At 61.6% G+C, this 20,866-nt stretch carries 18 protein-coding genes; 16 read left to right on the top strand and 2 right to left on the bottom strand.

What is annotated here, in order from left to right:
• The first annotated feature begins 98 nt into the window (after window positions 1-98).
• From ELQ88_RS22305 to tcuA, 12 genes are all read left to right on the top strand, one after another.
• The gene (locus ELQ88_RS22305; RefSeq protein WP_138967784.1) at window positions 99-1,775 is read left to right on the top strand and encodes a DUF1302 domain-containing protein; all 1,677 of its coding nucleotides are present in this window, start codon (window positions 99-101) and stop codon (window positions 1,773-1,775) included.
• Window positions 1,776-1,784: 9 nt separating this feature from the next.
• Window positions 1,785-3,155 (top strand): DUF1329 domain-containing protein, encoded by a 1,371-nt coding sequence (locus ELQ88_RS22300; RefSeq protein WP_138967782.1) that lies wholly within the window; start codon window positions 1,785-1,787, stop codon window positions 3,153-3,155.
• Window positions 3,156-3,213: 58 nt separating this feature from the next.
• Window positions 3,214-4,302, top strand: coding sequence for a YCF48-related protein (locus tag ELQ88_RS22295; protein WP_138967780.1), 1,089 nt, complete (start codon window positions 3,214-3,216; stop codon window positions 4,300-4,302).
• A gap of 15 nt (window positions 4,303-4,317) precedes the next feature.
• On the top strand, window positions 4,318-6,732 hold the full coding sequence (locus tag ELQ88_RS22290) for an MMPL family transporter (protein ID WP_138967778.1): 2,415 nt from the start codon (window positions 4,318-4,320) through the stop codon (window positions 6,730-6,732).
• 57 nt (window positions 6,733-6,789) lie between these two features.
• Entirely contained in the window at window positions 6,790-7,578 is a 789-nt protein-coding gene (gene dmpE / locus ELQ88_RS22285) for a 2-oxopent-4-enoate hydratase (protein WP_228761550.1), read from the top strand.
• Window positions 7,579-7,595: 17 nt separating this feature from the next.
• On the top strand, window positions 7,596-8,534 hold the full coding sequence (locus tag ELQ88_RS22280; protein WP_138967774.1) for an acetaldehyde dehydrogenase (acetylating): 939 nt from the start codon (window positions 7,596-7,598) through the stop codon (window positions 8,532-8,534).
• Window positions 8,535-8,544: 10 nt separating this feature from the next.
• The gene (gene dmpG, locus ELQ88_RS22275) at window positions 8,545-9,582 is read left to right on the top strand and encodes a 4-hydroxy-2-oxovalerate aldolase (RefSeq protein ID WP_138967772.1); all 1,038 of its coding nucleotides are present in this window, start codon (window positions 8,545-8,547) and stop codon (window positions 9,580-9,582) included.
• Window positions 9,583-9,660: 78 nt separating this feature from the next.
• Complete coding sequence (locus ELQ88_RS22270; RefSeq protein ID WP_138967770.1) at window positions 9,661-11,298, top strand: arylsulfatase; 1,638 nt, start codon at window positions 9,661-9,663, stop codon at window positions 11,296-11,298.
• Between the two features lie 137 nt (window positions 11,299-11,435).
• Window positions 11,436-11,891 (top strand): heme-binding protein, encoded by a 456-nt coding sequence (locus tag ELQ88_RS22265; protein ID WP_138967768.1) that lies wholly within the window; start codon window positions 11,436-11,438, stop codon window positions 11,889-11,891.
• Between the two features lie 280 nt (window positions 11,892-12,171).
• Complete coding sequence (locus tag ELQ88_RS22260; protein WP_128873138.1) at window positions 12,172-13,017, top strand: alpha/beta fold hydrolase; 846 nt, start codon at window positions 12,172-12,174, stop codon at window positions 13,015-13,017.
• A gap of 100 nt (window positions 13,018-13,117) precedes the next feature.
• Window positions 13,118-14,194: an SMP-30/gluconolactonase/LRE family protein gene (locus ELQ88_RS22255; protein WP_128873139.1), complete on the top strand. Its 1,077-nt coding sequence runs from the start codon at window positions 13,118-13,120 to the stop codon at window positions 14,192-14,194.
• A gap of 184 nt (window positions 14,195-14,378) precedes the next feature.
• Complete coding sequence (gene tcuA, locus ELQ88_RS22250; protein ID WP_138967766.1) at window positions 14,379-15,848, top strand: FAD-dependent tricarballylate dehydrogenase TcuA; 1,470 nt, start codon at window positions 14,379-14,381, stop codon at window positions 15,846-15,848.
• A gap of 6 nt (window positions 15,849-15,854) precedes the next feature.
• Here the strand turns inward: tcuA and ELQ88_RS22245 are convergent, their stop codons facing one another.
• Complete coding sequence (locus tag ELQ88_RS22245) at window positions 15,855-16,529, bottom strand: NAD(P)-binding domain-containing protein (protein WP_138967764.1); 675 nt, start codon at window positions 16,527-16,529, stop codon at window positions 15,855-15,857.
• 98 nt (window positions 16,530-16,627) lie between these two features.
• On the bottom strand, window positions 16,628-17,530 hold the full coding sequence (locus ELQ88_RS22240; RefSeq protein WP_128873142.1) for a LysR family transcriptional regulator: 903 nt from the start codon (window positions 17,528-17,530) through the stop codon (window positions 16,628-16,630).
• 129 nt (window positions 17,531-17,659) lie between these two features.
• Between ELQ88_RS22240 and ELQ88_RS22235 the strand changes: the two genes are divergently transcribed.
• The 4 genes from ELQ88_RS22235 to ELQ88_RS22220 are packed head-to-tail and all read left to right on the top strand — an operon-like array spanning window position 17,660 to window position 20,850.
• Window positions 17,660-18,511: a transporter substrate-binding domain-containing protein gene (locus ELQ88_RS22235; protein WP_138967762.1), complete on the top strand. Its 852-nt coding sequence runs from the start codon at window positions 17,660-17,662 to the stop codon at window positions 18,509-18,511.
• A 15-nt stretch (window positions 18,512-18,526) separates the two neighbouring features.
• Window positions 18,527-19,207: an amino acid ABC transporter permease gene (locus ELQ88_RS22230; RefSeq protein ID WP_128873146.1), complete on the top strand. Its 681-nt coding sequence runs from the start codon at window positions 18,527-18,529 to the stop codon at window positions 19,205-19,207.
• Entirely contained in the window at window positions 19,197-19,859 is a 663-nt protein-coding gene (locus ELQ88_RS22225) for an amino acid ABC transporter permease (protein ID WP_128873147.1), read from the top strand. Before ELQ88_RS22230 ends, ELQ88_RS22225 begins: the two co-directional genes overlap by 11 nt.
• Window positions 19,860-19,884: 25 nt before the next feature.
• The gene (locus ELQ88_RS22220; protein WP_128873149.1) at window positions 19,885-20,850 is read left to right on the top strand and encodes an agmatinase; all 966 of its coding nucleotides are present in this window, start codon (window positions 19,885-19,887) and stop codon (window positions 20,848-20,850) included.
• Window positions 20,851-20,866 lie beyond the last annotated feature (16 nt).

Genomic DNA, 20,866 nt, shown 5'->3' with positions numbered 1-20,866 from the left:
CGGGAGGAACGCATTCCTCCCGACGAGACCCGACTACCGCTTACTTGACGGTCACTCATAAAAACAAAAAAACGGCTTAGTGTCGCAGAGGTCTTTTAATGTCTAAACATCAGAATCGAGTGCCCGGCTCCGTGCGGGCGGCAGAGCAGCGTCTACGGCTGACTCGGCTAACAGCGGCCTTGCTCGGCTGCTCGGTGTTATCAAGCGCGTATGCGGCTGATTTCGATACCGGCAACCCCGACCTGAAGGTTCGCTTCGATACCAACGTCAAGTATTCCAACGCCTGGCGGGTCAAGGACCAGCACGACAAGCTGGTCGCGGACTCGAACCTGGACGATGGCGATCGCAACTTCGACAAGGGCATGATCTCCAACCGCCTGGACTTGTTCTCGGAGTTTGACGTCGCTTACCAGAAGGTCGGTGCGCGCGTCAGCGGCGCGGCCTGGTACGACGATGTGTACAACAAAGGCAACGACAACGACTCACCGGGCACCGTCAACTCCTACAGCGTACGTCACGACCAGTTCACCAAAGATACGCGCGACCTGCACGGCCGCGACGCGGAATTCCGCGATGCGTTTGTCTACGCCAACTACGATCTTGGCGATGAAATGTGGGGGGTGGCGCGTCTGGGCCAGCACTCGTTGCTATACGGTGAAAGCCTGTTCTACGGCGGCAACGGCATTGCCGCGGGCCAGCAACCGATCGATGCGGTACGTGCGCTGACCGTCCCCAACTCGCAGTTCAAGGAGCTTGGGTTACCGGTCAAACAGTTCTCCACCCAACTGCAGATCACCCCGACCGTTTCGGTCGGCGGCTACTACCAGTTCGAGTGGGAACGTACCCGTATTCCTGGGGCGGGCAGCTATTTCAGCCCGGCCGACCTGCTCGACGAAGGCGGTGAAAGGATCGTCGTGGGGCGTCTTCCGAACGGTGCGCCTGCGGCGTCGTTCTATCGCGGCAAAGACATCGAGGCGCGTGACTCCGGTCAGTGGGGCGTGCAACTGCGCTACCGCTCCGAGGCACTGGATACCGACTTCGGACTGTACGCCATCAACTACCACGACAAGAACTTCCAGGTTCAGCTGCGTCCCGGGGTTGGCGCAGGCAGTCGCGCGGACCAGATCGGCGAGTACATGCTGGTGTTCCCCGAAGACATCAAGGCTTATGGCTTTAGCGCCACGCGTGGCATCGGTGATGCCAACGTTGCCTTCGAGGCGTCGATTCGCGACAACGCACCGTTGGTCAGTCTCACCCTGACCGACCTTGCCGGCAACGCCAGCAATGATCACAACCGGCTGTACGCCGTCGGCAGGACCGCCCATGCGCAGATCAATACGATCTACGTCATGCCGACTTCCAGCCTGTGGGATGGCGCCAGCCTGCTCGCCGAGCTGGCCTGGAACCGCACCCTCAGCGTCGATAAGAACCCGCAGAATCTGGACCCCAACGGGACCCGCGACGCCACTGCGATTCGTGCCGCGTTCACCCCGCAGTACTTCCAGGTGTTCGACGGCGTCGACTTGTCGGTGCCAATGGGCCTGAGCTACGGCATCGACGGTCGTTCATCGGCGGTCGGCGGCTTCAGCCAGGCCAAGGGCGGCGACTACAACATCGGCCTCTCCGCGGACTACCTCAAGCAAGTCACGTTCACCCTCGCTTACACCGGCTACTACGGGCCGTCGGCGCCGATCAACATCAACGGCATCAAGACCTTCAAGCAGACGAACGCCGACCGCGACTTCATCGCCTTCAGTGTCTCCCATACCTTTTGAGTATTTGTCATGCACAAGAATAAGATCACTCAATTGCTCGCCTGCCTTACCCTTTCACTGTCGGCTTCCGTCACCCATGCGGCTGTCAGTGGTGCCGAGGCGCAAGTGCTGAAAAGCGCCCTGACCCCGCTGGGTGCCGAGCGCGCCGGTAACGCTGACGGCAGTATTCCCGCCTGGACCGGGGGCTACACTCAGGTACCGGCCGGTTTCCAGGAAGGGCACCGCGCCTTCGATCCGTTCAAGGACGACAAGCCGCTGTACAGTGTGACGGCGGCCAACATGAGCCAATACGCCGACAAACTCACCGACGGCGTCAAGCAGCTGCTCAAGGACAACCCACAGACTTTCAAGCTCGACGTCTACCCAACCCGCCGTACCGCGGCGGCGCCGCAGTGGGTCTACGACAACACCTTCAAGAATGCCACCCAGGCCACCCTGGAAGCAGATGGGTTGGTGGTCAAGGGCGCCTATGGTGGTGTGCCGTTCCCGATTCCGAAGAACGGCAACGAGGTGATGTGGAATCACCAGACTTTATGGCGCGGCGAGGCGACTCACAGCAAGTACAAGGTATGGACCACCACCACCGATGGCCAGCGCGTGCTGGCGACTGCGGCCATCGACGAAGGCCAGTACCCTTTCTATTACAAGGAACTGACCGCCGAGACGGCGCCCAATCCGAACTACATGCTAGCCATCCAGTTGACCTATGCCCCGGCATTCCGTGCGGGTGAGGCGCTGATGGTGCACAACGTCACCGACTACGTAAAAGGCCGCACCCTCTGGCAATACCTGGCCGGCCAGCGCCGCGTGCGCCGCGCGCCGAGCATCAACTTCGACACGCCGAACGCTGTCGCCTCGGGGGTCAATTTTGTTGACGAAACCTTCGGCGGTGCCGGTTCACCGGAGCGTTACGATTGGAAGCTGATCGGCAAGAAGGAACTGTTGATCCCCTACAACAATAACGCGCTGCTCAGCCATGGTGACGAGGAAGTCATGGACAAGCGCCACGTAAAACCTGCCTTCATGCGTTGGGAGTTGCACCGTGTCTGGGTGGTCGAGGCGACCCTCAAGCCCGGCAAGCGCCATGCTGTGCCCAAGCGCATGTTCTATTACGACGAGGACAACTGGGGCAACGCCAGCATCGACGGCTGGGATGCAGAGGGCACGCTGTGGCGCACTGCATTGACCACCCCGTTTGCCGCCCCGGATATCCCGGCCACTGTCAACTACTGCACCGGCTTCTTCCATGACCACCGCACCAAGGCGTGGATCTATAACTGCGCCCTGGGCGATGCCGGCAACGAGCAGTACCAGATCGTCGAGCGTCGTCGCGAGAGCTTCTTCGCACCCGAGTCGCTGACCAAAATGAGCGCACGCTGATCTTCCCGGCGACCGGTCTCCAGAAGAGAGCGGTCGCCAGACTGACCGGAGGTTTACGGTGAATAACAAACAATATGGTCTGACCTGTGTGCTCGTACTCAGCGTGCTCGGCTGGTTAGCGCAGGCCAGCTTCGCGATTGCCGCCGCGCCCGATAAGGGAGCGCCCGATACGCTGAATCAGAAGGCCGCGCTCAGTGCCCTGGCGCCACGCTCGGCGCTCAACGCCATCGCCCAGGCTGGCGAGCGCCTGGTCGTCGCCGGTGTGCGCGGCCACATCCTCTACTCCGACGACCAGGGCCAGCGCTGGAAACAGGCCAACGTGCCGGTGTCGGTCAGCCTCACGGGGCTGTGCTTCGCCGATGCCAATACCGGTTGGGCGGTCGGTCATCGCGGGGTCATCCTCAAGACCGAAGACGGTGGCCAGAACTGGACCCTGCAGTTGGACGGCTTCCAGGTTGCCCAGGCCATTGTGCAATTGAATCGCAACGATCCCGAGCGTGTCGACGAATCCCGGCGGCTGGTCGAAGAGGGGGCTGACAAGCCGTTCCTCGCCGCGCAATGCCTGAGCGCACGGCAGGTTGTGGTGGTAGGCGCCTACGGTCTGGCCTTTTCTACCCTTGACGGTGGCAAGCACTGGGCGCCGGTGACCGCGTTGTTCGAAGGCAGTGATTCACATCACCTTAATGCCGTGCAACTGCTTGGCGGCCACCTGTATCTGGCCGGCGAACTCGGCGGCCTGATGCGTATCGACACGCAACTTCGGCATTTCAATCGGCTCGACGAACCCTACGACGGCAGCTTTTTCGGCCTGCTCGCAACGGCCAATAACAACCTGTTGGCCTTTGGCCTGCGCGGGCACGTGTTTCGCTCCGTTGACCAGGGCACCCGTTGGCAGGCCGTGGCATTGGCGACGAGCAAGAGCCTGACCGCCGGCACCCGCCTGTCCGATGGCAGCCTGCTGCTGGCCGATGAGTCCGGTACCGGCTGGTTGAGTCATGACGATGGGCGCACGTTCACGGCAGTCAATGCGCAACAGCGCTTTCCCCTGGTCGCATTGCTGGCGACACGCGATGGCGGCAGCCTCGCTGTCGGTACCAACGGCATCACCCGCTTCCCGCCGAGCGCGTTGCGCCAGGCCGGCCTGTAGAGAAGGTTACTGACCATGGCTATCAGTTCATCCGACGGCTTCACCGCCATCGCTTCGCTGGCGGATTTCGACAGGTTTTCAGGCAATCGCCTGGAACGATTGTTGTTCAATCATCGCATTCTGGTCATTGGCCTGTGCCTGTTGCTGACGCTGCTGCTGAGTTTCAGCGCCAGCCAGGTTCGGCTCAATGCCAGCTACCTGAAGACGATACCCGCGCATCATCCCTTCACCCTCAACTACCTCGAGCACGCCGGTGATCTCAAGGGGGCCGGCAACGCCCTGCGCATCGCCGTGGCCATGCGCGGCGAGGGCGATATCTTCAGTGCGCAATACATGGAGACCCTGCGCCGGATCAACGACGACCTGTACCTGGTACCGGGCGTGGACCGTGCCTTCATGCGCTCGCTGTGGACCCCCTCGACCCGCTGGCAGGGGGTGACGGAGGAGGGCTTCGATGGCGGTCCTGTGGTGCCCGACGGCTTTGATGGCAGCCGCGAAAGCCTGGAGGCCCTGCACGCCAACGTCGACCGTTCCGGCGAAATCGGCCAGTTGGTCGCGCCCGACCTGCGCTCGACCATCATCTACCTGCCCTTGCTGGACATAGACCCCAAGACCGGTCTGGCCCTGGACTACAAAACCCTTACCGATGGCCTGGAGCAGTTGCGCCAGAAGTATCAGGGCGAGAACGTGGACATCCACATCATCGGTTTCGCCAAAGTCATGGGCGACCTGATCGAAGGGCTCTATGCCGTGCTGGCGTTCTTTGCCGTCGCGGTGCTGATCACGTCGGCGATCCTCTATTTTTTCACCCGCTGCGTGCGCAGCACCCTGGTGGTTCAAGGCTGCACACTGATCGGCGTGACCTGGCTGCTCGGCCTGTTGCCCTTATTCGGTTACGAGCTCAATCCCTATTCGATCCTGGTGCCGTTTCTGGTCTATGCCATTGGCGTCAGCCATGGTGCGCAGAAGATGAACGGCATCATGCAGGACGTCGGCCGTGGCACGCACAAACTGATCGCTGCGCGCTATACCTTTCGCCGCCTGTTCGCCGCCGGCATGACCGCACTGCTGGCCGATGTGGTCGGCTTCGCCGTGCTGACCATCGTTGATGTGCCGGTGATCAGGGAGTTGGCAATTATAGCCAGCCTGGGCGTGGCGATTCTGGTGTTCACCAACCTGGCGCTGCTGCCGATCATGCTCTCGTTCACCGGCGTCTCGCCGCAGGCCGCGGCCCGCAGCCTGCGCCGTGAAGACGAGGAGGCCCGGCCACCACTGCTGGTCCGCACCTTCGAGCGCTTCACCCAGCCGCGTGCGGCGGCGGTCGCCATTGGCCTGGCGCTGCTGATCGCGGCAGCTGCGGTGCTGGTGGGCAAGGAACTGAAGGTCGGCGACCTCGACCCCGGTGCACCCGAGCTGCGCGCCGACTCGCGCTACAACCGTGACAACCAGTTCATGATCGAGCACTACCAGGCCAGCAGCGATGTTTTCGTGGTCATGGTCAAGACGCCTCCCGGGCAGTGCATCAATTACGACACCTTGCGCAAGGTGGAGGAGCTCGAATGGCGGCTGCGGCAACTGCCGGGCGTGGAAACCACCAACGCTATTACGGGGCTGGCCCGCAAGATCAACGTCGGCATGAACGAAGGCAACTTCAAGTGGGACGAGCTGCTGCCCAACCAGGCCATGATCAACGCCGCCGCCATACGAGCGCCGCGCGAGCTGTTCAATGGCACCTGCGACTTGTTGTCGATCTACGCCTACCTCAAGGACCACAAGGCCGACACCCTGGGCGCCGTGGTGCAGACCAGCGAACACTTCGCCCGGATGTTCAACGACGAGCAGGCGCAATTTATCCTGGCGGCCGGCAACGCCGGCATTGAAAGCGCTACCAATATCGTGGTGAAGAAGGCCAACACGCAGATGCTTCTCGGGGTTTACCTGGCCGTGACGCTGCTGTGCTTTCTCGCTTTCCATTCCTGGCGTGCGGTGGTCTGTGCGGTGTTGCCGCTGATCCTGACGTCACTGCTGGCCGAAGCCTTGATGGTCAAGCTGGACATGGGCCTGAAGGTCTCGACCTTGCCGGTCGTGGCGCTGGGCGTCGGCATTGGCGTCGACTACGGGCTGTACATCCTCAGCGTCATGCTGTTTTGGTTGCGCCGTGGCGCCACCCTCGCCGTGGCATATCGCCAGGCACTGCAGTTCACCGGCAGGGTGGTGGTGTTCACCGGCCTGACCCTGTCCCTGGGGGTGGTCACCTGGGTGTTCTCGCCGATCAAGTTCCAGGCCGACATGGGTGTGCTGCTGACCTTCATGTTCCTGTGCAACATGTTGGTGGCGCTGATCCTGGTGCCGGCGCTGGCCTGTTTCCTGTTGTCCCCCTCCCAAGCGGCCGCCGAGTCGACCACCGTTGTCCGGGAATCCTGCGCATGAACCATGAGCCAGGGGCTATGAACGAATTTTCGCCACAGGTTGGCAGGAGTAATGAACGTGAATGATTTTTCCGTGGATATCGACCGACTGGGCGACCGGCTTTTCACCGCGCTGTGCGAGGTCCAGGCCATTGCGCCGCTGACCGACAGTCACCCGCAACTGACGCTGGAGCAGGCCTACGGCATCCAGCAACGCCTGATTGCCCGACGCCTGGACAGTGGCGAGCGGCTTATTGGCAAGAAGATCGGTGTTACCAGCCAGGCCGTGATGGACATGCTTGGGGTCAACCAGCCGGATTTCGGCCAACTCACCGATGCCATGGTGGTCGAGCAGGGCGCTTCGGTGCCGATCGGTCGGCTGATCCAACCCAAGGCCGAGGGCGAGATCGCCTTCGTACTCAAGCATGACCTGGTGGGTCCCGGTGTGACGGTCGCGGATGTATTGCGCGCCACCGAGGGGGTCATGGCGTGCTTCGAGATCGTCGACTCACGCATCCGCGACTGGAAAATCAAGATTCAGGACACCGTTGCGGACAACGCTTCATGCGGCGTGATTGTGCTGGGCGACCGCCTGGTTGATCCGCGCCGGCTCGATCTCTTTACCACCGGCATGGTGCTGGAGAAAAACGGCCGCATCGTCGGCACCGGCGCCGGGGCCGCGACCATGGGCTCGCCGGCTATCGCCGTGGCGTGGCTGGCCAATACCCTGGGCCGACTGGGGATGAGCCTCAAGGCCGGCGAGGTGATTCTGTCGGGTGCACTGTCAGCGATGGTGCCAGTGGTGGCCGGGGACAACTTGCGGGTGAGCATTGCCGGTATCGGCAGTTGTTCCGTGCGATTTGACTGACATTGCGGAGAATATTCATGAGCAAGAAACTCAAAGTCGCCATCATCGGTTCCGGCAACATCGGCACCGACCTGATGATCAAGATCCTGCGTAACGCCAGGCACCTGGAAATGGCGGTGATGGTGGGCATCGACCCGGCCTCCGACGGCCTTGCGCGCGCGTCGCGCCTGGGTGTGGCGGTGACCCACGAAGGCGTCGAAGGCCTGACGCGTATGGACGTGTTCCAGGACATCGACTTCGTCTTCGATGCCACCTCGGCCGGTGCCCATGTGAAGAATGACGCCTTCCTGCGCTCGATCAAACCCGGCATCCGCCTGATCGACCTGACGCCCGCAGCCATCGGCCCGTACTGCGTGCCAGTGGTCAATCTGGAACAGAACCTGACCCAGCTCAACGTCAACATGGTCACCTGCGGCGGCCAGGCCACCATTCCGATGGTCGCGGCCGTATCGCGGGTGGCCAAGGTGCACTACGCCGAAATCGTCGCCTCGATCGCCAGTAAATCCGCTGGTCCCGGCACCCGCGCCAACATCGATGAGTTCACCGAAACCACTTCCAAGGCCATCGAAGTGATCGGCGGCGCGGCCAAGGGTAAGGCGATCATCGTGATGAACCCGGCCGAGCCGCCGTTGATGATGCGCGACACGGTGTTTGTGCTGTCCGAGGCGGCGGACCAGGCGCTGGTCGAGGCCTCGATTGTCGAAATGGCCGCCGCCGTACAGGCCTATGTGCCGGGCTATCGCCTCAAGCAGAAAGTGCAGTTCGACGTCATTCCCGAAGACGCGCCGCTGCACATCCCCGGCCTCGGCACCTTCTCCGGGCTGAAGACTTCGGTGTTCCTCGAAGTCGAAGGCGCCGCCCATTACTTGCCAGCCTACGCCGGCAATCTCGACATCATGACCTCCGCTGCCTTGGCCACCGCCGAGCGCATGGCGCAGTCGATGCTCAACGCCTGAGGAGACCGACATGACCTTTAATCCCGGCAAGAAACTCTACATTTCCGACGTGACCCTGCGCGACGGCAGCCACGCGGTGCGCCATCAGTATTCGCTGCAGAACGTGCAGGACATCGCCCGCGCCCTGGACAAGGCCAAGGTCGACTCGATCGAAGTCGCTCATGGCGACGGGCTGCAAGGCTCGAGCTTCAACTATGGCTTCGCCGCGCACACCGATCTGGAGTGGATCGAGGCCGCCGCCGATGTGATCAGCCACGCCAAAATCACCACTCTGTTGTTACCTGGCATCGGTACCGTGCATGACCTGAAAGCGGCCTACAACGCCGGGGCGCGGGTGGTGCGCATCGCCACCCATTGCACCGAGGCCGACGTGTCGAAACAGCACATCGAATACGCCCGCGAACTGGGCATGGACACCGTCGGTTTCCTGATGATGAGCCACATGATCCCGGCCGAGCAGTTGGCGGCGCAGGCCAAGCTGATGGAAAGCTACGGCGCGACCTGCGTGTACATGGCCGACTCGGGCGGGGCGATGAACATGCAGGACATTCGCGAGCGATTCCGTGCGTTCAAGGCGGTGCTCAAGCCGGAAACCGAGACCGGGATGCACGCGCACCACAACCTGAGCCTCGGCGTGGCCAACTCGATCACTGCGGTCGAGGAAGGTTGCGACCGCATCGACGCCAGCCTCGCCGGCATGGGCGCCGGCGCCGGTAACGCGCCGTTGGAAGTGTTCATCGCTGCCGCCGAGCGACTGGGCTGGAACCACGGCACTGACCTGTACACGCTGATGGATGCCGCCGATGACATCGTGCGTCCGTTGCAGGACCGCCCGGTGCGGGTCGATCGCGAAACTCTGGCGTTGGGTTATGCCGGGGTCTACTCGAGCTTCCTGCGCCACGCCGAAATCGCTGCCGTGAAATACGGCCTGAAGACCCTCGACATCCTGGTCGAACTGGGTAAACGGCGCATGGTCGGCGGCCAGGAAGACATGATCGTCGACGTCGCGCTGGATTTACTCAAGGGCGGTGACGCGAGGTCAACGTAAGCCGTTGGCCTGGTTTTGTCAGCCCGGCAACGACGGGAGCGTTACCGGGTTGGCGTCACAACAACAAGAGAGATCGCCATGACACTATTGAACCGTTTGGCCTTGCTGGCCTGGCTGCTGCCGACGAGTACATTCGCTGCCGGCCAACCCAACATCCTGATGATTCTCGCCGATGACCTCGGCTTCTCCGATATCGCCAGCTTCGGCGGCGAAATTGCTACCCCCAATATCGACCAACTGGCCCGGCAGGGCGTACGCCTGAGCAGCTTTTACGCGGCGGCGGCCTGTTCGCCAACGCGTTCGATGCTGATGTCTGGCACCGACAGCCATTTGGTCGGGCTGGGCAGCATGGCCGAAGTGCTGCCGTTTTCCCCGCGCCTGCAAGGACGGCCGGGCTACGAGGGCTATCTCAACCAGCGTGCCCAATCCATCGCGCAGCGGCTCAAGGACGGCGGCTACGCCACCTACATGGCCGGCAAATGGCACCTGGGCAAGGCGCCGGGGCAGGGCCCGGAGGCCTGGGGCTTCGACCACTCGTTCAGCCTGCTCGACGGCGGTGCCAGCCACTTCAAACCGCTGGCCGGCTCGCAGGTGCGCATCGAGAATGTCAGCTACCGAGAGGACGGCAAGCCGGTCGAATTACCGGACACCTTCTTCTCCAGCAACGCCTACACCGACAAGCTGATCGGCTATATCGACGCCGGTCGCAGCAGCGGCAAACCGTTTTTCGCCTATGCGGCCTACACCGCGCCGCACTGGCCGTTGCAGGCGCCAGACGCCTACCTCGACAAATATCGCGGTCGCTATGCCGGTGGTTACGACGTGATCCGCACCGAGCGCCTGGCGCGGCTCAAGAAGCTCGGTCTGTTTGCCCAAGACTTCCCGCCGGCGCCTCCTGCCGATGTCCCGGGCAAGCGCTGGGCGCAGCTGAGCGATGCCGAGCGCGAGGTCGAGGCCCGCAAGATGGAAATCTACGCGGCGATGGTTGAGCACCTGGACATGAACGTCGGTCGCCTGATCGCTCACCTCAAGCAGATCGGTGAGTATGACAACACCCTGATCGTGTTCATGTCAGACAACGGCGCCGCAGGCGAGGACCACGCCAAGGGTTATTCACCGAGCGATGCGCACACGGATAACACCTTGGCCAATCTCGGGCGCAAGGGTTCCAACGTGAGCTACGGGCCCCGCTGGGCTGAAGTCAGCTCGACGCCGATGAGCCTGGTCAAGGGCACCAGTGCCGAAGGCGGCATTGCGGTGCCGGCGATCATACATCTGCCGGCCAGACTGGGTGCTGCGCAAGGGCGCATCCTGCACGGCTACGGGCGGGTTGACGACCTGGCGCCGACGTTCCTGGCCTTGGCAGGTCTGCCGACCGACGACACGCCCGCCGGCAAACTGCCGTTTACCGGCCAGTCGCTGCTGCCGATGCTCACCGGCCAAGACCCGGGGCGTACACCGCAGGTCGCCAGCGAGCTGTTCGGTCAGCCCTATGTGCGCGATGGCGACTGGAAACTGGTTTCTGCCTATGCCCCGGATGGTGCTCCCCCCAAACCCGACCAGCCTTATCGCTGGCGTTTGTTCAACCTCTCAAGGGACCGGGGCGAAACCCATGATCTGGCCGCCGAACAGCTCGATCGGGTGGCCACGCTGAAGGCCACCTGGCAGCGATATGTCGAGTGGGCCGGCGTGGTCGAGCCACCTGCACAACCCTGATCAGTTCTCCATTGCCGGGGTCTGCGGCGCCACTGACGGCTTCGCGACGTCGGAGCGTGGCACACGTTGGCCTGCTATCTGTTACCCCCAGCCAGACCGGTTGTGCAGTCGGCAACCTCTCTTAAGGAAATTTGTGTATGAATCTGGACATTCCCTTGGCCGACACCCAGTTGGCCGACCCGTTGAGCATGGCGGCCGCCCGGTTGGCGCTGGATACGGCCTTGCAGTACGCCAGCCACCATGGCTGGCGGGTCAGTGTCGCGGTGCTGGACGGCGGCGGGCATCTGCTGGCCTTCGGTCGAAGTGCAGGCGCACCGCTGCACACCATCGATCTGGCCCAGGACAAGGCATTGACCGCCGTGTCTTTCGGCCTGCCCACCGCCGATGTCGGCAAGCGCTTGCGGGATGCCCCCGACCATGTCCGCCAGTGTTTGATCCTGCGGCCGAGATTGGTGCCCATGGGAGGCGCCTTGCCGTTGCACCTGGGCGATCGCCTGGTCGGCGCGATCGGCGTGTCCGGTGCCAGTGAAGAGCAGGATTGCGAATGTGCGACAGCGGGCTACGACGCCATCACCCAAAACGCGCACCGATAATTTTTGCCAGATGGCAGGCGTCGTTACGTGAACCCAGGTCATCGGTGGCGGCGCGTTCAACGGATTCATGTTTTTCATGGCGATTTTTATGAACCTGCAAAAACTTCTGAATCCGCGAGACCGTGAATGCCAGCAGCGAGGAGCGTTCAAGGTGCCGGTTTTTAGTTGTAACTAGCTGATATATAACGATTTATTTTTAGTTTAAGAGCCAGGTCAACTGACTGGCACAGTCGTTGCTCTCTTTGGTTTTTACCTCACATCCATAACAAGGACTAACGCCATGAGTCGATTCACCCAAGAAAACACCAGCAAATTCGTGCAGACCCCTGAGTGGAAAATGCATTACAACGATGCCGGAGAAGGCCCGGTGGTGATCATGGTCCACGGCTCGGGTGCAGGCGCAACGGGTTGGGCCAACTTTCACCGCAACGTCGACAGTTTCGTCGACGCCGGCTACCGCGTCATCCTCATGGACTGCCCAGGCTTCGGCAAGTCGGACCCTCTGGTTACCGCCGAGCCGCGTTTCGTGATCAACGCTCGTGCGATCAAGGCATTGATGGATGCACTGGACATCGACAAGGCACACCTGGTGGGGAACTCGATGGGTGGCGGCAGCGCGCTGGGCTTTGCCGTGGCCTATCCGGAGCGCCTGGATAAAATGATCCTGATGGGTTCAGGTGGGGTAGGGCGTACCAGCCTGTTCACGCCGTTGCCGATGGAAGGCATCAAGTTGCTCTTTGGCGTGTACCGTGACCCGACCCTGGAAAACCTGAAGAAAATGCTGGATGTGTTTGTCTACGACTCCAGCGCACTGACCGAAGAACTGATCAGCCTGCGTCACAAGAGCATTCTGGCAAACCCTCAGCACTTGGAAAACTTCATCAAGAGCGTTGATCTGAGCAAATTCCAGATGGGCGATTTCTCTGCCAACCTCCCGGACATCAAGCATCCGACCCTGATCACCTGGGGCCGCGATGACCGTTTCGTACCGATCGACTGGAGCCTGAAACTGCTCAATGGCCTGCCGAACTCGCGCTTGCACGTGTTCAGCCAGTGTGGCCACTGGGCTCAGTGGGAACACGCGGACGCGTTCAACCGCCTGGTCATCGACTTCCTGAGCCACTAAGCCCCGGCGCATCCCTCTCGTTGCCATCTCGCGAGGGGCTTGCGCCTGGCTTGTGCCCCCGCACACGGACGCATAACTACAATAAAACCGGGGTTGGATCATGAACCATTTACGTTTGGCCAGCGCTGCCTTGGCGCTGGCTATCAGCACCGCTGTTTCTGCCGCTCAACCACAGGTGCCGGCATGCGTGGCGCAAAGCGCTTACACGCCGATCTGCGGCATGGCGCCCCCCGAGGATCTGGAGCTTTCGCCGGATGGCGGTTTCCTGTTCCTGAGCACCACGCCGGGACTGGCCGCCAGCCATCAAAGCCGATTGCGAGTCATGGCGTTGGCCTCCCGCGAAGTGACCGATATGGTCATCGAGCGGCAGGCGACACCGGGTTGGGGCGAACCTTCATGCGCGCAGCCGCAAGGCGCCATCGGTGCCCACGGCATCCATCTGTCCAAGCGTGCCGATGGTAAGTCGCAGTTGTTGGTGGTCAACCACAACGGTCGAGAGGCTGTGGAATTCTTCGAGCCGATCAGCGATGGCAACAGCTGGAAGGCCATCTGGCGTGGTTGCGTGGAAAGCCAGGACGGCACGATGCTCAACGATGTTGCCGCGACGCCTGACGGCGGCTTCGTGGTTACGGCCATGTTCAGCTTCGATGCAATGAAAGACGATCCTCGCCTGGAGCAGTTGCTCGATGGCCGCGCCACCGGGCATTTGCTTGCCTGGCACGCCAGCGCGGGACTGCAGCGTCTGCCCGACAGCCAGGCCCCTGCACCGAATGGCATTCAGGTGAGCCAGGACGGTCAGTCGGTCTGGTTCGCCGCATGGCCGGGCAGCGGCGTCTGGCAGTACGACTTCAAACAACAAAAAGTCGTCAGCAAGATCGCCCTCGACTTCTTGCCGGACAACCTCAGCTGGACGGCTGATGGGCAACTGCTCACGGCCGGTGTGCCTGATGCACAGACCTTTCGCAGGTGTTTCCTCAGCCACAACGAATTCTGCCCCAGCCCCTCGGTGGTGGCATTGATCGATCCGCTCAAGGGCACAAGTCGTGAACTGATGCGCGCCCAAGAAGGGGCGTTGTATGGCGCCTCAACGGCCTTGCAGGTCGGTCACGACGTGTACGTCGGTGCGTTCGCCGGAGATCGCATGTTGCTCATACCCAACGCAATCCCCCCTCTGTAGACGCTGCCGAAGGCTCGGGCGGCGTTCGGATGTGCTTTTACAATCAATTGGACCGCACCCCGCAAGCTCGAGCCAGCGCATCACCTTGCGCATTAGTTGAAAAGCCTATTCGACCGCGCAGGCTAAGTCCCCCGCGCGGTCCTGTTGATAATCGGACAATGAAGTCCACAGATCAGGAGCGGGTATGCAACCTTACGACGTCATCGTGCTGGGCAGCGGCAATGCCGGGCTTTGCGCAGCCCTTTCCGCCCGCGAACAAGGGGCGCGGGTGGCCTTGCTTGAACGCGCGCCGAAAGAGCAGCGCGGCGGTAACTCGGCGCACACCGGAGGCGCTTTTCGCGTGGCTTACCGGGGCGTTGAGGACTTGCGCAGCCTGATGCCGGACCTGCTGGAGAGTGAAGTTGAAAGCAGCGATTTCGGCGCCTATACCCAGGACGATTTTTTCGGTGAATTGGCGGCCATGAGCCAATACCGCACCGACCCGCACGTGTTGGACACGGTCGTGTCGCAGAGCCTGGATACCTTGCAGTGGATGACCGGCAAGGGCGTGCGCTTCATGCCCATCTACGGTCGCCAGGCCTTCAAGGTGGATGGCAAGTTCCGCTTCTGGGGCGGCCTGACCATCGAGGTTTCCGGTGGCGGCCTGGGGTTGGTCGATGCCTTGTTTCGCCGAGTGGAAAAAGACGCCGTGGAGGTTTTCTACGGCTGTCGGACCCAACGCATCAGCCGTGATCCTGCCGGCTTGTGGCAGCTGTCCTGCGCGGATGGTCGTCAGTTTTCCGCTCGGGCGCTGGTCCTCGCAACGGGTGGCTTCCATGCCAATCTGCAATGGCGCACCCAATACCTGGGACCGGGCTGGGACTTGGCCAAAGTCCGCGGGTCACGCTACAACACCGGCGACGGCATCCGCATGGCCCTGGATGTGGGCGCCGTGGCGCACGGCAACTGGTCCGGTTGCCATGCGGTGTTTTATGACGTCAACGCCCCGCAAATGGGCGACCTGAACCAGCTTAACCAGCAAAAGAACTACTTCCATCTCGGCGTAGTGGTCAATGCCGATGGCAAGCGTTTTATCGATGAAGGCCAGGATTTTCGCAACTACACCTACTCCAGCATGGGCGCCAAAGTCATGGCACAACCGGAGGGTGTCGCATGGCAGATCTTCGATCAGCACAGCCACCACTTGCTCCCCGATGAGTACCGGGGACGCCAGGTGACGCGGATCCAGGCGGCGACCCTGCAAGGGTTGATGGAGCAGATGGAAGGGGTCAACGGTTCCGCTCTGCTGCACACCCTCGAGGCCTACAACAGCGCCGTGCAACTCAACGTGCCATTCAACCCCGCCATCCGCGACGGACGCTCGACTCTAGGGCTGGAGTTGCCCAAGTCAAACTGGGCCAACCCCCTGGATCGTCCGCCCTTCGTGGCCTACGCGGTGACGTGCGGCATCACCTTCACGTTCGGTGGCCTGAAGGTCGACAGCCAGGCCCGGGTGCTCGACGAAGAGGATCAACCGATTGACGGTCTCTACGCCGCGGGCGAGTTGGTGGGCAACCTCTACTACGTCAAGTACGCCGGTGGGGCGGGGCTGACATCAGGTTCCGTACTGGGGCGCATCGCCGGCGCACAGGCCTCTACGCGAAGGGTGCACTGAACGCAGCTACAAGCCTAGTTTCTGCTTGAGCTCGGCCTCGCTCAACACGCCGCTGGCCGGGCCGCCCGGCAATCCTTCATCGGCCCGCGCCAGCGGTAGAAGGACCGGGATGAATCCGGCGTCGCGCACCAGTCGGGCGCCCAAGTCGCGGGCCTGGGCGTCGTCGGCGAAAGTTGCAATTGCCTTGCCTTTGCCGGACTGGCTTTTCATTGAGGCATAGCCGATGGCGTTGAACGCCCGTACCAGGTGCACACCGGGAAGGTACTGCTGGTCCGCCAGGGCGACGCCCTGTTCCAGCGCCTGGCGCCCGATGTCGCCGTCACGGCCGCTGAACGGGTTGCTGGTGCTGAATACCACCTTGCCCTCCAGCCTGCCCTTCAGTTGTTTGGACAGCGTCGGCATTGCGCCGTAGGGAACACTCAGCACAATCACGTCGCCCCAGGACGCGGCGTCGCTGACCGTGCCCGCACGCGCGTTGGGGCCGGCGGCCTTGACCAGGTCCGCCAGCTCTTCGGGGTGACGCGACGAAAACATCACCGAGTGCCCTGCCTTTACCCATAACGTGCCCAGCGTACCGCCGACGTTACCGGCGCCGATCACGCTGATCTTCAGGGTGTCCGCCAGCGCCTGGCTGCTGCACAGGACCAGGCCGGCGAACGTTAGAAACAGGAGTCTGGACATGCTCTGCGTCCCCGGTTTGGACAGATGCTCTTGTCATTACCCTAGTTGAGCCTGCGCATAACCGAAAGGTAGGGGCAGGTGCCGGCACCCTGCATTGGCTATCTGGCGCTGTGTCGATTCGAGAGGGATGAGTCGCTTGCATGCAATTCTTCAAGGATCTCGAGAAACAGCTCCGCGCTGCGTGACAGCGGGCGAGAGGCCTCGGTTATCGCGCATATCGTGTTATGAAATACGGGGCTGTCGGGTAACGCTCGCAAGTCGAAGCGCGGGGCGATGAGTTCGACATAATGCTCCGGCAGTAGCCCGGCATAACCGCCACTCTCGACGAGCATCGCGATCGCTTCCAATCCTGCGGCTTCGGGCCCGCGTTCAAAACCCTGGGTAGCCAACATTTCTTCGACGAAGGGATGCGGCCGGTACACCAGGGGCGGGCGCTGATCCTTGCCCGACGCGTGAGCGGCTACATAGACGCGATGGTCTTCGACGAACAGCTTCTGGTAGTGAAACGCGCGCTCTTTCTTGTACATCCCGCGAATGGCCACCTGCACCCGGCGCTCGCGCAAGGCCTGGTTCAAATTGCCAAAGGTCATCACGGCCACTTCGGCCTGGACGTTGGGGGCTCTTCGTCGCAGTTCTTTCAACGCTTCGGCCAGACGGCAATTCGGGTCCGCGAGCATATGCTCGACCGTGCCAATCGAGACGGTGCCGGATATCACCGCACGTACCGCATCGATTTCAGGCTTGATCCGTTCGAGGGAATTGAGCGCGTTGGTCGTCAACTCCAGCGCCACCCTCCCGGCCGCACTCAGTTTGAAACCTGCCGGTCCGCGCTCGCACAGTCGCACACCCAGGCGTTCCTCCACCTCCTTGATATGCCTGCTGATCGAGGCCTTGGTCATATTCAGCCGGCGCTCAGCCGCGGCAAACCCGCCCGCTTCAGCGGCGGCACAGAAGATGCGCAGGGAACGCAAGTCACGCTCGGTAAGGTCGAATCGGTTCATGGGCAAAAGGTATCAGATTCCAAGACCATATCTCCAATAAAGTGATTTTACTTACGCTTTGGCACTGGCTAATTTGGGCCCCGCAACCTTCACAAATACAACACTCCAAGAAATGGGGGGACCGCAATCATGACTGGACCCAGTCGCCGAAGTATCGTCAAAGCCGTGCTCTTAACCTCGCTGGTGGTCTGTACCTCCAGCTTCGCATTGGCCCAGGCCGGCACGCTTGCCGACATCAAGCAGCGTGGCAAGCTGACAGTGGGCACCGAAGCCGCGTACGAACCTTATGAGTTCGTCGAAAGCGGGAAGGTTGTGGGCTACGGCCACGATATCCTGGAACATATGGCCGCCAAACTCGGGGTTGAACTGGAGCAGTTGAACTTGCCGTTCAACGGTTTGCTGCCCGGGTTGATGAGCAACAAATTCGACTTTGTGGCGACTTCCGTCGGGATCACGCCCGAGCGAGCCAAGCGGTTCGCCTTCAGCCAGCCGATCGGCATTGTCCGCTCGCTGTTTGTGGTCAAGGCGGACAACACCACCATCACCCAGGTCGAGGATGCCGCCGGCAAAGTCGTCGGCACCCAGATGGGGTCTTCGTCCCAACATGCGCTGCAGGAATACGAGAGAAATCTCAAAGCCAGCAAAGGGCAGGGCTACGCGGAACTCAAGCTCTTCCAGGGCTATCCCGATGTCGGCCTGGCGATTGCCAACGGCTCGATCGACGTAGGTGTTCTGCCCAGCAACGTGTTGGCCGTGCAAATGCGCCGGCAGCCGGACATCTACAAAACGGTGGGCGGGGTAGGCGATTCCAAGCTGTTGGCCTGGGTGGTCAATGCCAGGAATCCGGAAGTTCGCACCTTCATCAACGAGACGCTGGATGAGATGCGGGCCAGCGGCAAGTTGGCCGAGTTGCAGCAGAAATGGTTCGGCGAAACCCTGGCATTACCGACTTCAGGGTATCTCCCTGAAGCGGCCCTTTGAGCGGAGGGTCAGGTGATGACCAGTTGGTTGAATGCCCACACCGCCCTGGGACCGTTTTTCGATGGGCTGTTGCAAGGCGCAGCGACGACGTTTTTCGCCAGCAGCCTGGCGTTTCTCATAGGGCTGGGGTTGGGTGTGCTGTTGCTGCTGCTGAGAGTCGCGGCAGGGCCGATTGCCCGCTATGCGGTGATGGTCTACGTCAGTGCCATCCGTGGCACGCCGCTGCTGATTCAGTTGCTGATCGCGTATTTCGTGTTGCCCGGCCTGCTGGGTATTTCGCTGACGCCGTTGGAGGCGGGGATCCTGGCCCTGTCGTTGAACACGGCGGCCTACATCAGTGAAATCCTGCGTGGCGCCTTGACGTCGGTTCCTCGAGGACAGGTTGCAGCCGCCCAGGCGCTGGGCATGCGCGCTTGGCAAAAGTGGCGTTACGTACTGTTGCCGCAGATGTTCAATCGGTCGATTCCGCCGCTGACCAACGAGTACACCGTCCTGCTGAAAGCCTCTTCACTGTTGTCGGTGATTGCCGTCAGCGAGCTCGCGACCGTGGCGCGTAACGCGACGCTGCAAAGCGACCTGCCTCTGCAAGTGTTCAGCGCAACAGCCGTCGTCTACTTCTCCATTCTGCTGTGCGCATCCTCGATCTCGCGATCGATCGAGCGCCGCATTGCCAAGGTGATGCCAAATGCCCATTGATATTGAAGTGATCAGTCACGCAGCTCCCGCGTTGCTGCAGGGGCTGAAAATCACCGCGACGGTCAGTGCCATCGGTATTCCGCTGGGTATGTTGATCGGTGCCCTGTTCGCCTACATGGCCGATGCGCAGTACTGGTTGCCACGGCTGATTGCCCGTTGCTACGTCGAACTTGTGCGCAATGTTCCCTTCCTGATCGTGGTGTACCTGCTGTTTTTCGGCTTGCCGCAGTTGGGCGTGAACGCCTCGTCCTTTGTGATCGCCATTGGCGCCACTGCGTTTTATACCGCCGGGTATTTCAGCGAAATCCTGCGTGCCGCCTTGAAGAGCGTGCCCGCCGGCCAGGCGCGTGCCGCGCGGTCACTGGGGTTTTCCGTCTGGCAGGTGCAGCGCTACGTGGTGGTGCCGCAGAGCTTCGGCTACCTGATTCCGCCGACGACCAGCCTGATCATCATGATGTTCAAGGACACCGCGATCTTCTCGGTCACCAGTCTTCCCGAGCTGACTTATCAGAGCAACCTGATGACCGCCGACACCTTCGCTTACCTCGAAGTGCTGGGCACCGCCGCATTGCTCTATTGGCTGTCGAGCATCGTGCTCGATGCACTTGGCCAGGCCCTGGAGTCCCGTGAAAGACAGTGGCGCCATCGCTAGAAAATCCCATCATCTTGGAGTTTTTATGAAGAACCTGACCGTCGCTCCACGCACCACCCATCAGACCCTGCTTTATTCGGAGCTGATGACCGACCTGGAAAATCTGCAACAGGCGGATATTGCAGTGCTTGGCATGCCTTTTGGTGCGCCCTACGGCCCACGTTCCTATACCAATGACCAGACCAATGCGCCCCTGGCCATTCGTCAACTCACCGACCGCATGGTGCGTGATCCACGGCATTACGATTTCGATATCGATGGCCCGCTGCTGCAAGGGCGTAGCGACATCCGCTTCATCGACTGCGGCGACGTGTTGCCCGACGTCGCCAACCCGGGTGAGCACTATGTGCGCGCCGAGCAGGCCGTGCGCCAGATTCTCAAAGCAGGTGCGCTGCCCATTGTTCTTGGCGGTGACCACGGCATTACCACCCCGGTTCTACGCGCCTACGACAGCCTCGAGGAGCCGATCACCATCATCCATATCGATGCGCACCTTGACTGGCGCGACGACGTGAACGGGGTCCGGGAAGGGTTGTCCAGCCCGATCCGTCGTGCTTCCGAAATGGCCCATGTCGGCCGTATCTTCCAGATCGGCTTGCGCGCTCAGGGCAGCGCACGCCCTGAAGACCTCGAGGTTGCGCGCGAGTATGGTGCGCAGCTGATCAGCGCCTACGAATTGCATGATATCGGCATGGACGCGGTGCTTGCGCGTATACCCGATGGTGGCAACTACTACTTGACCATTGATGCCGACGGCCTGGATCCAAGCATCATGCCCGCGGTAGATGGCCCGGCCCCCGGTGGCGTGACCTTTTTGCAGGCACGCAAGCTCATCCACGGGTTGGTGAAAAAGGGCCGGGTAGTCGGCATGGATATCGTCGAAATCCAACCGGGCAAAGACAACGCAAGCAACCTCACCTGCGTGACTGCGGGCCGCTTGATTGTCAATCTGATCGGCGCCTCTATCCGCGCGGGGTATTACGACAAATGAGTCAGTCCATAGCCGC

The sequence above is a fragment of the Pseudomonas sp. MPC6 genome, from assembly GCF_006094435.1.
Taxonomy (GTDB): domain Bacteria; phylum Pseudomonadota; class Gammaproteobacteria; order Pseudomonadales; family Pseudomonadaceae; genus Aquipseudomonas.
Note: the sequence above shows the minus strand (reverse complement) of the source record. Positions and strands in the feature narration are given on the sequence as shown.

Excerpts from the sequence above, each read along its gene's own strand:
- ELQ88_RS22305 (WP_138967784.1), top strand. The coding sequence starts at position 99 with ATGTCTAAACATCAGAATCGAGTGCCCGGCTCCGTGCGGGCGGCAGAG.
- ELQ88_RS22300 (WP_138967782.1), top strand. The coding sequence starts at position 1,785 with ATGCACAAGAATAAGATCACTCAATTGCTCGCCTGCCTTACCCTTTCA.
- ELQ88_RS22290 (WP_138967778.1), top strand. The coding sequence starts at position 4,318 with ATGGCTATCAGTTCATCCGACGGCTTCACCGCCATCGCTTCGCTGGCG.
- ELQ88_RS22280 (WP_138967774.1), top strand. The coding sequence starts at position 7,596 with ATGAGCAAGAAACTCAAAGTCGCCATCATCGGTTCCGGCAACATCGGC.
- dmpG (WP_138967772.1), top strand. The coding sequence starts at position 8,545 with ATGACCTTTAATCCCGGCAAGAAACTCTACATTTCCGACGTGACCCTG.
- ELQ88_RS22270 (WP_138967770.1), top strand. The coding sequence starts at position 9,661 with ATGACACTATTGAACCGTTTGGCCTTGCTGGCCTGGCTGCTGCCGACG.
- ELQ88_RS22265 (WP_138967768.1), top strand. The coding sequence starts at position 11,436 with ATGAATCTGGACATTCCCTTGGCCGACACCCAGTTGGCCGACCCGTTG.
- ELQ88_RS22260 (WP_128873138.1), top strand. The coding sequence starts at position 12,172 with ATGAGTCGATTCACCCAAGAAAACACCAGCAAATTCGTGCAGACCCCT.
- ELQ88_RS22255 (WP_128873139.1), top strand. The coding sequence starts at position 13,118 with ATGAACCATTTACGTTTGGCCAGCGCTGCCTTGGCGCTGGCTATCAGC.
- tcuA (WP_138967766.1), top strand. The coding sequence starts at position 14,379 with ATGCAACCTTACGACGTCATCGTGCTGGGCAGCGGCAATGCCGGGCTT.
- ELQ88_RS22245 (WP_138967764.1), bottom strand. The coding sequence starts at position 16,529 with ATGTCCAGACTCCTGTTTCTAACGTTCGCCGGCCTGGTCCTGTGCAGC.
- ELQ88_RS22240 (WP_128873142.1), bottom strand. The coding sequence starts at position 17,530 with ATGAACCGATTCGACCTTACCGAGCGTGACTTGCGTTCCCTGCGCATC.
- ELQ88_RS22235 (WP_138967762.1), top strand. The coding sequence starts at position 17,660 with ATGACTGGACCCAGTCGCCGAAGTATCGTCAAAGCCGTGCTCTTAACC.
- ELQ88_RS22230 (WP_128873146.1), top strand. The coding sequence starts at position 18,527 with ATGACCAGTTGGTTGAATGCCCACACCGCCCTGGGACCGTTTTTCGAT.
- ELQ88_RS22225 (WP_128873147.1), top strand. The coding sequence starts at position 19,197 with ATGCCCATTGATATTGAAGTGATCAGTCACGCAGCTCCCGCGTTGCTG.
- ELQ88_RS22220 (WP_128873149.1), top strand. The coding sequence starts at position 19,885 with ATGAAGAACCTGACCGTCGCTCCACGCACCACCCATCAGACCCTGCTT.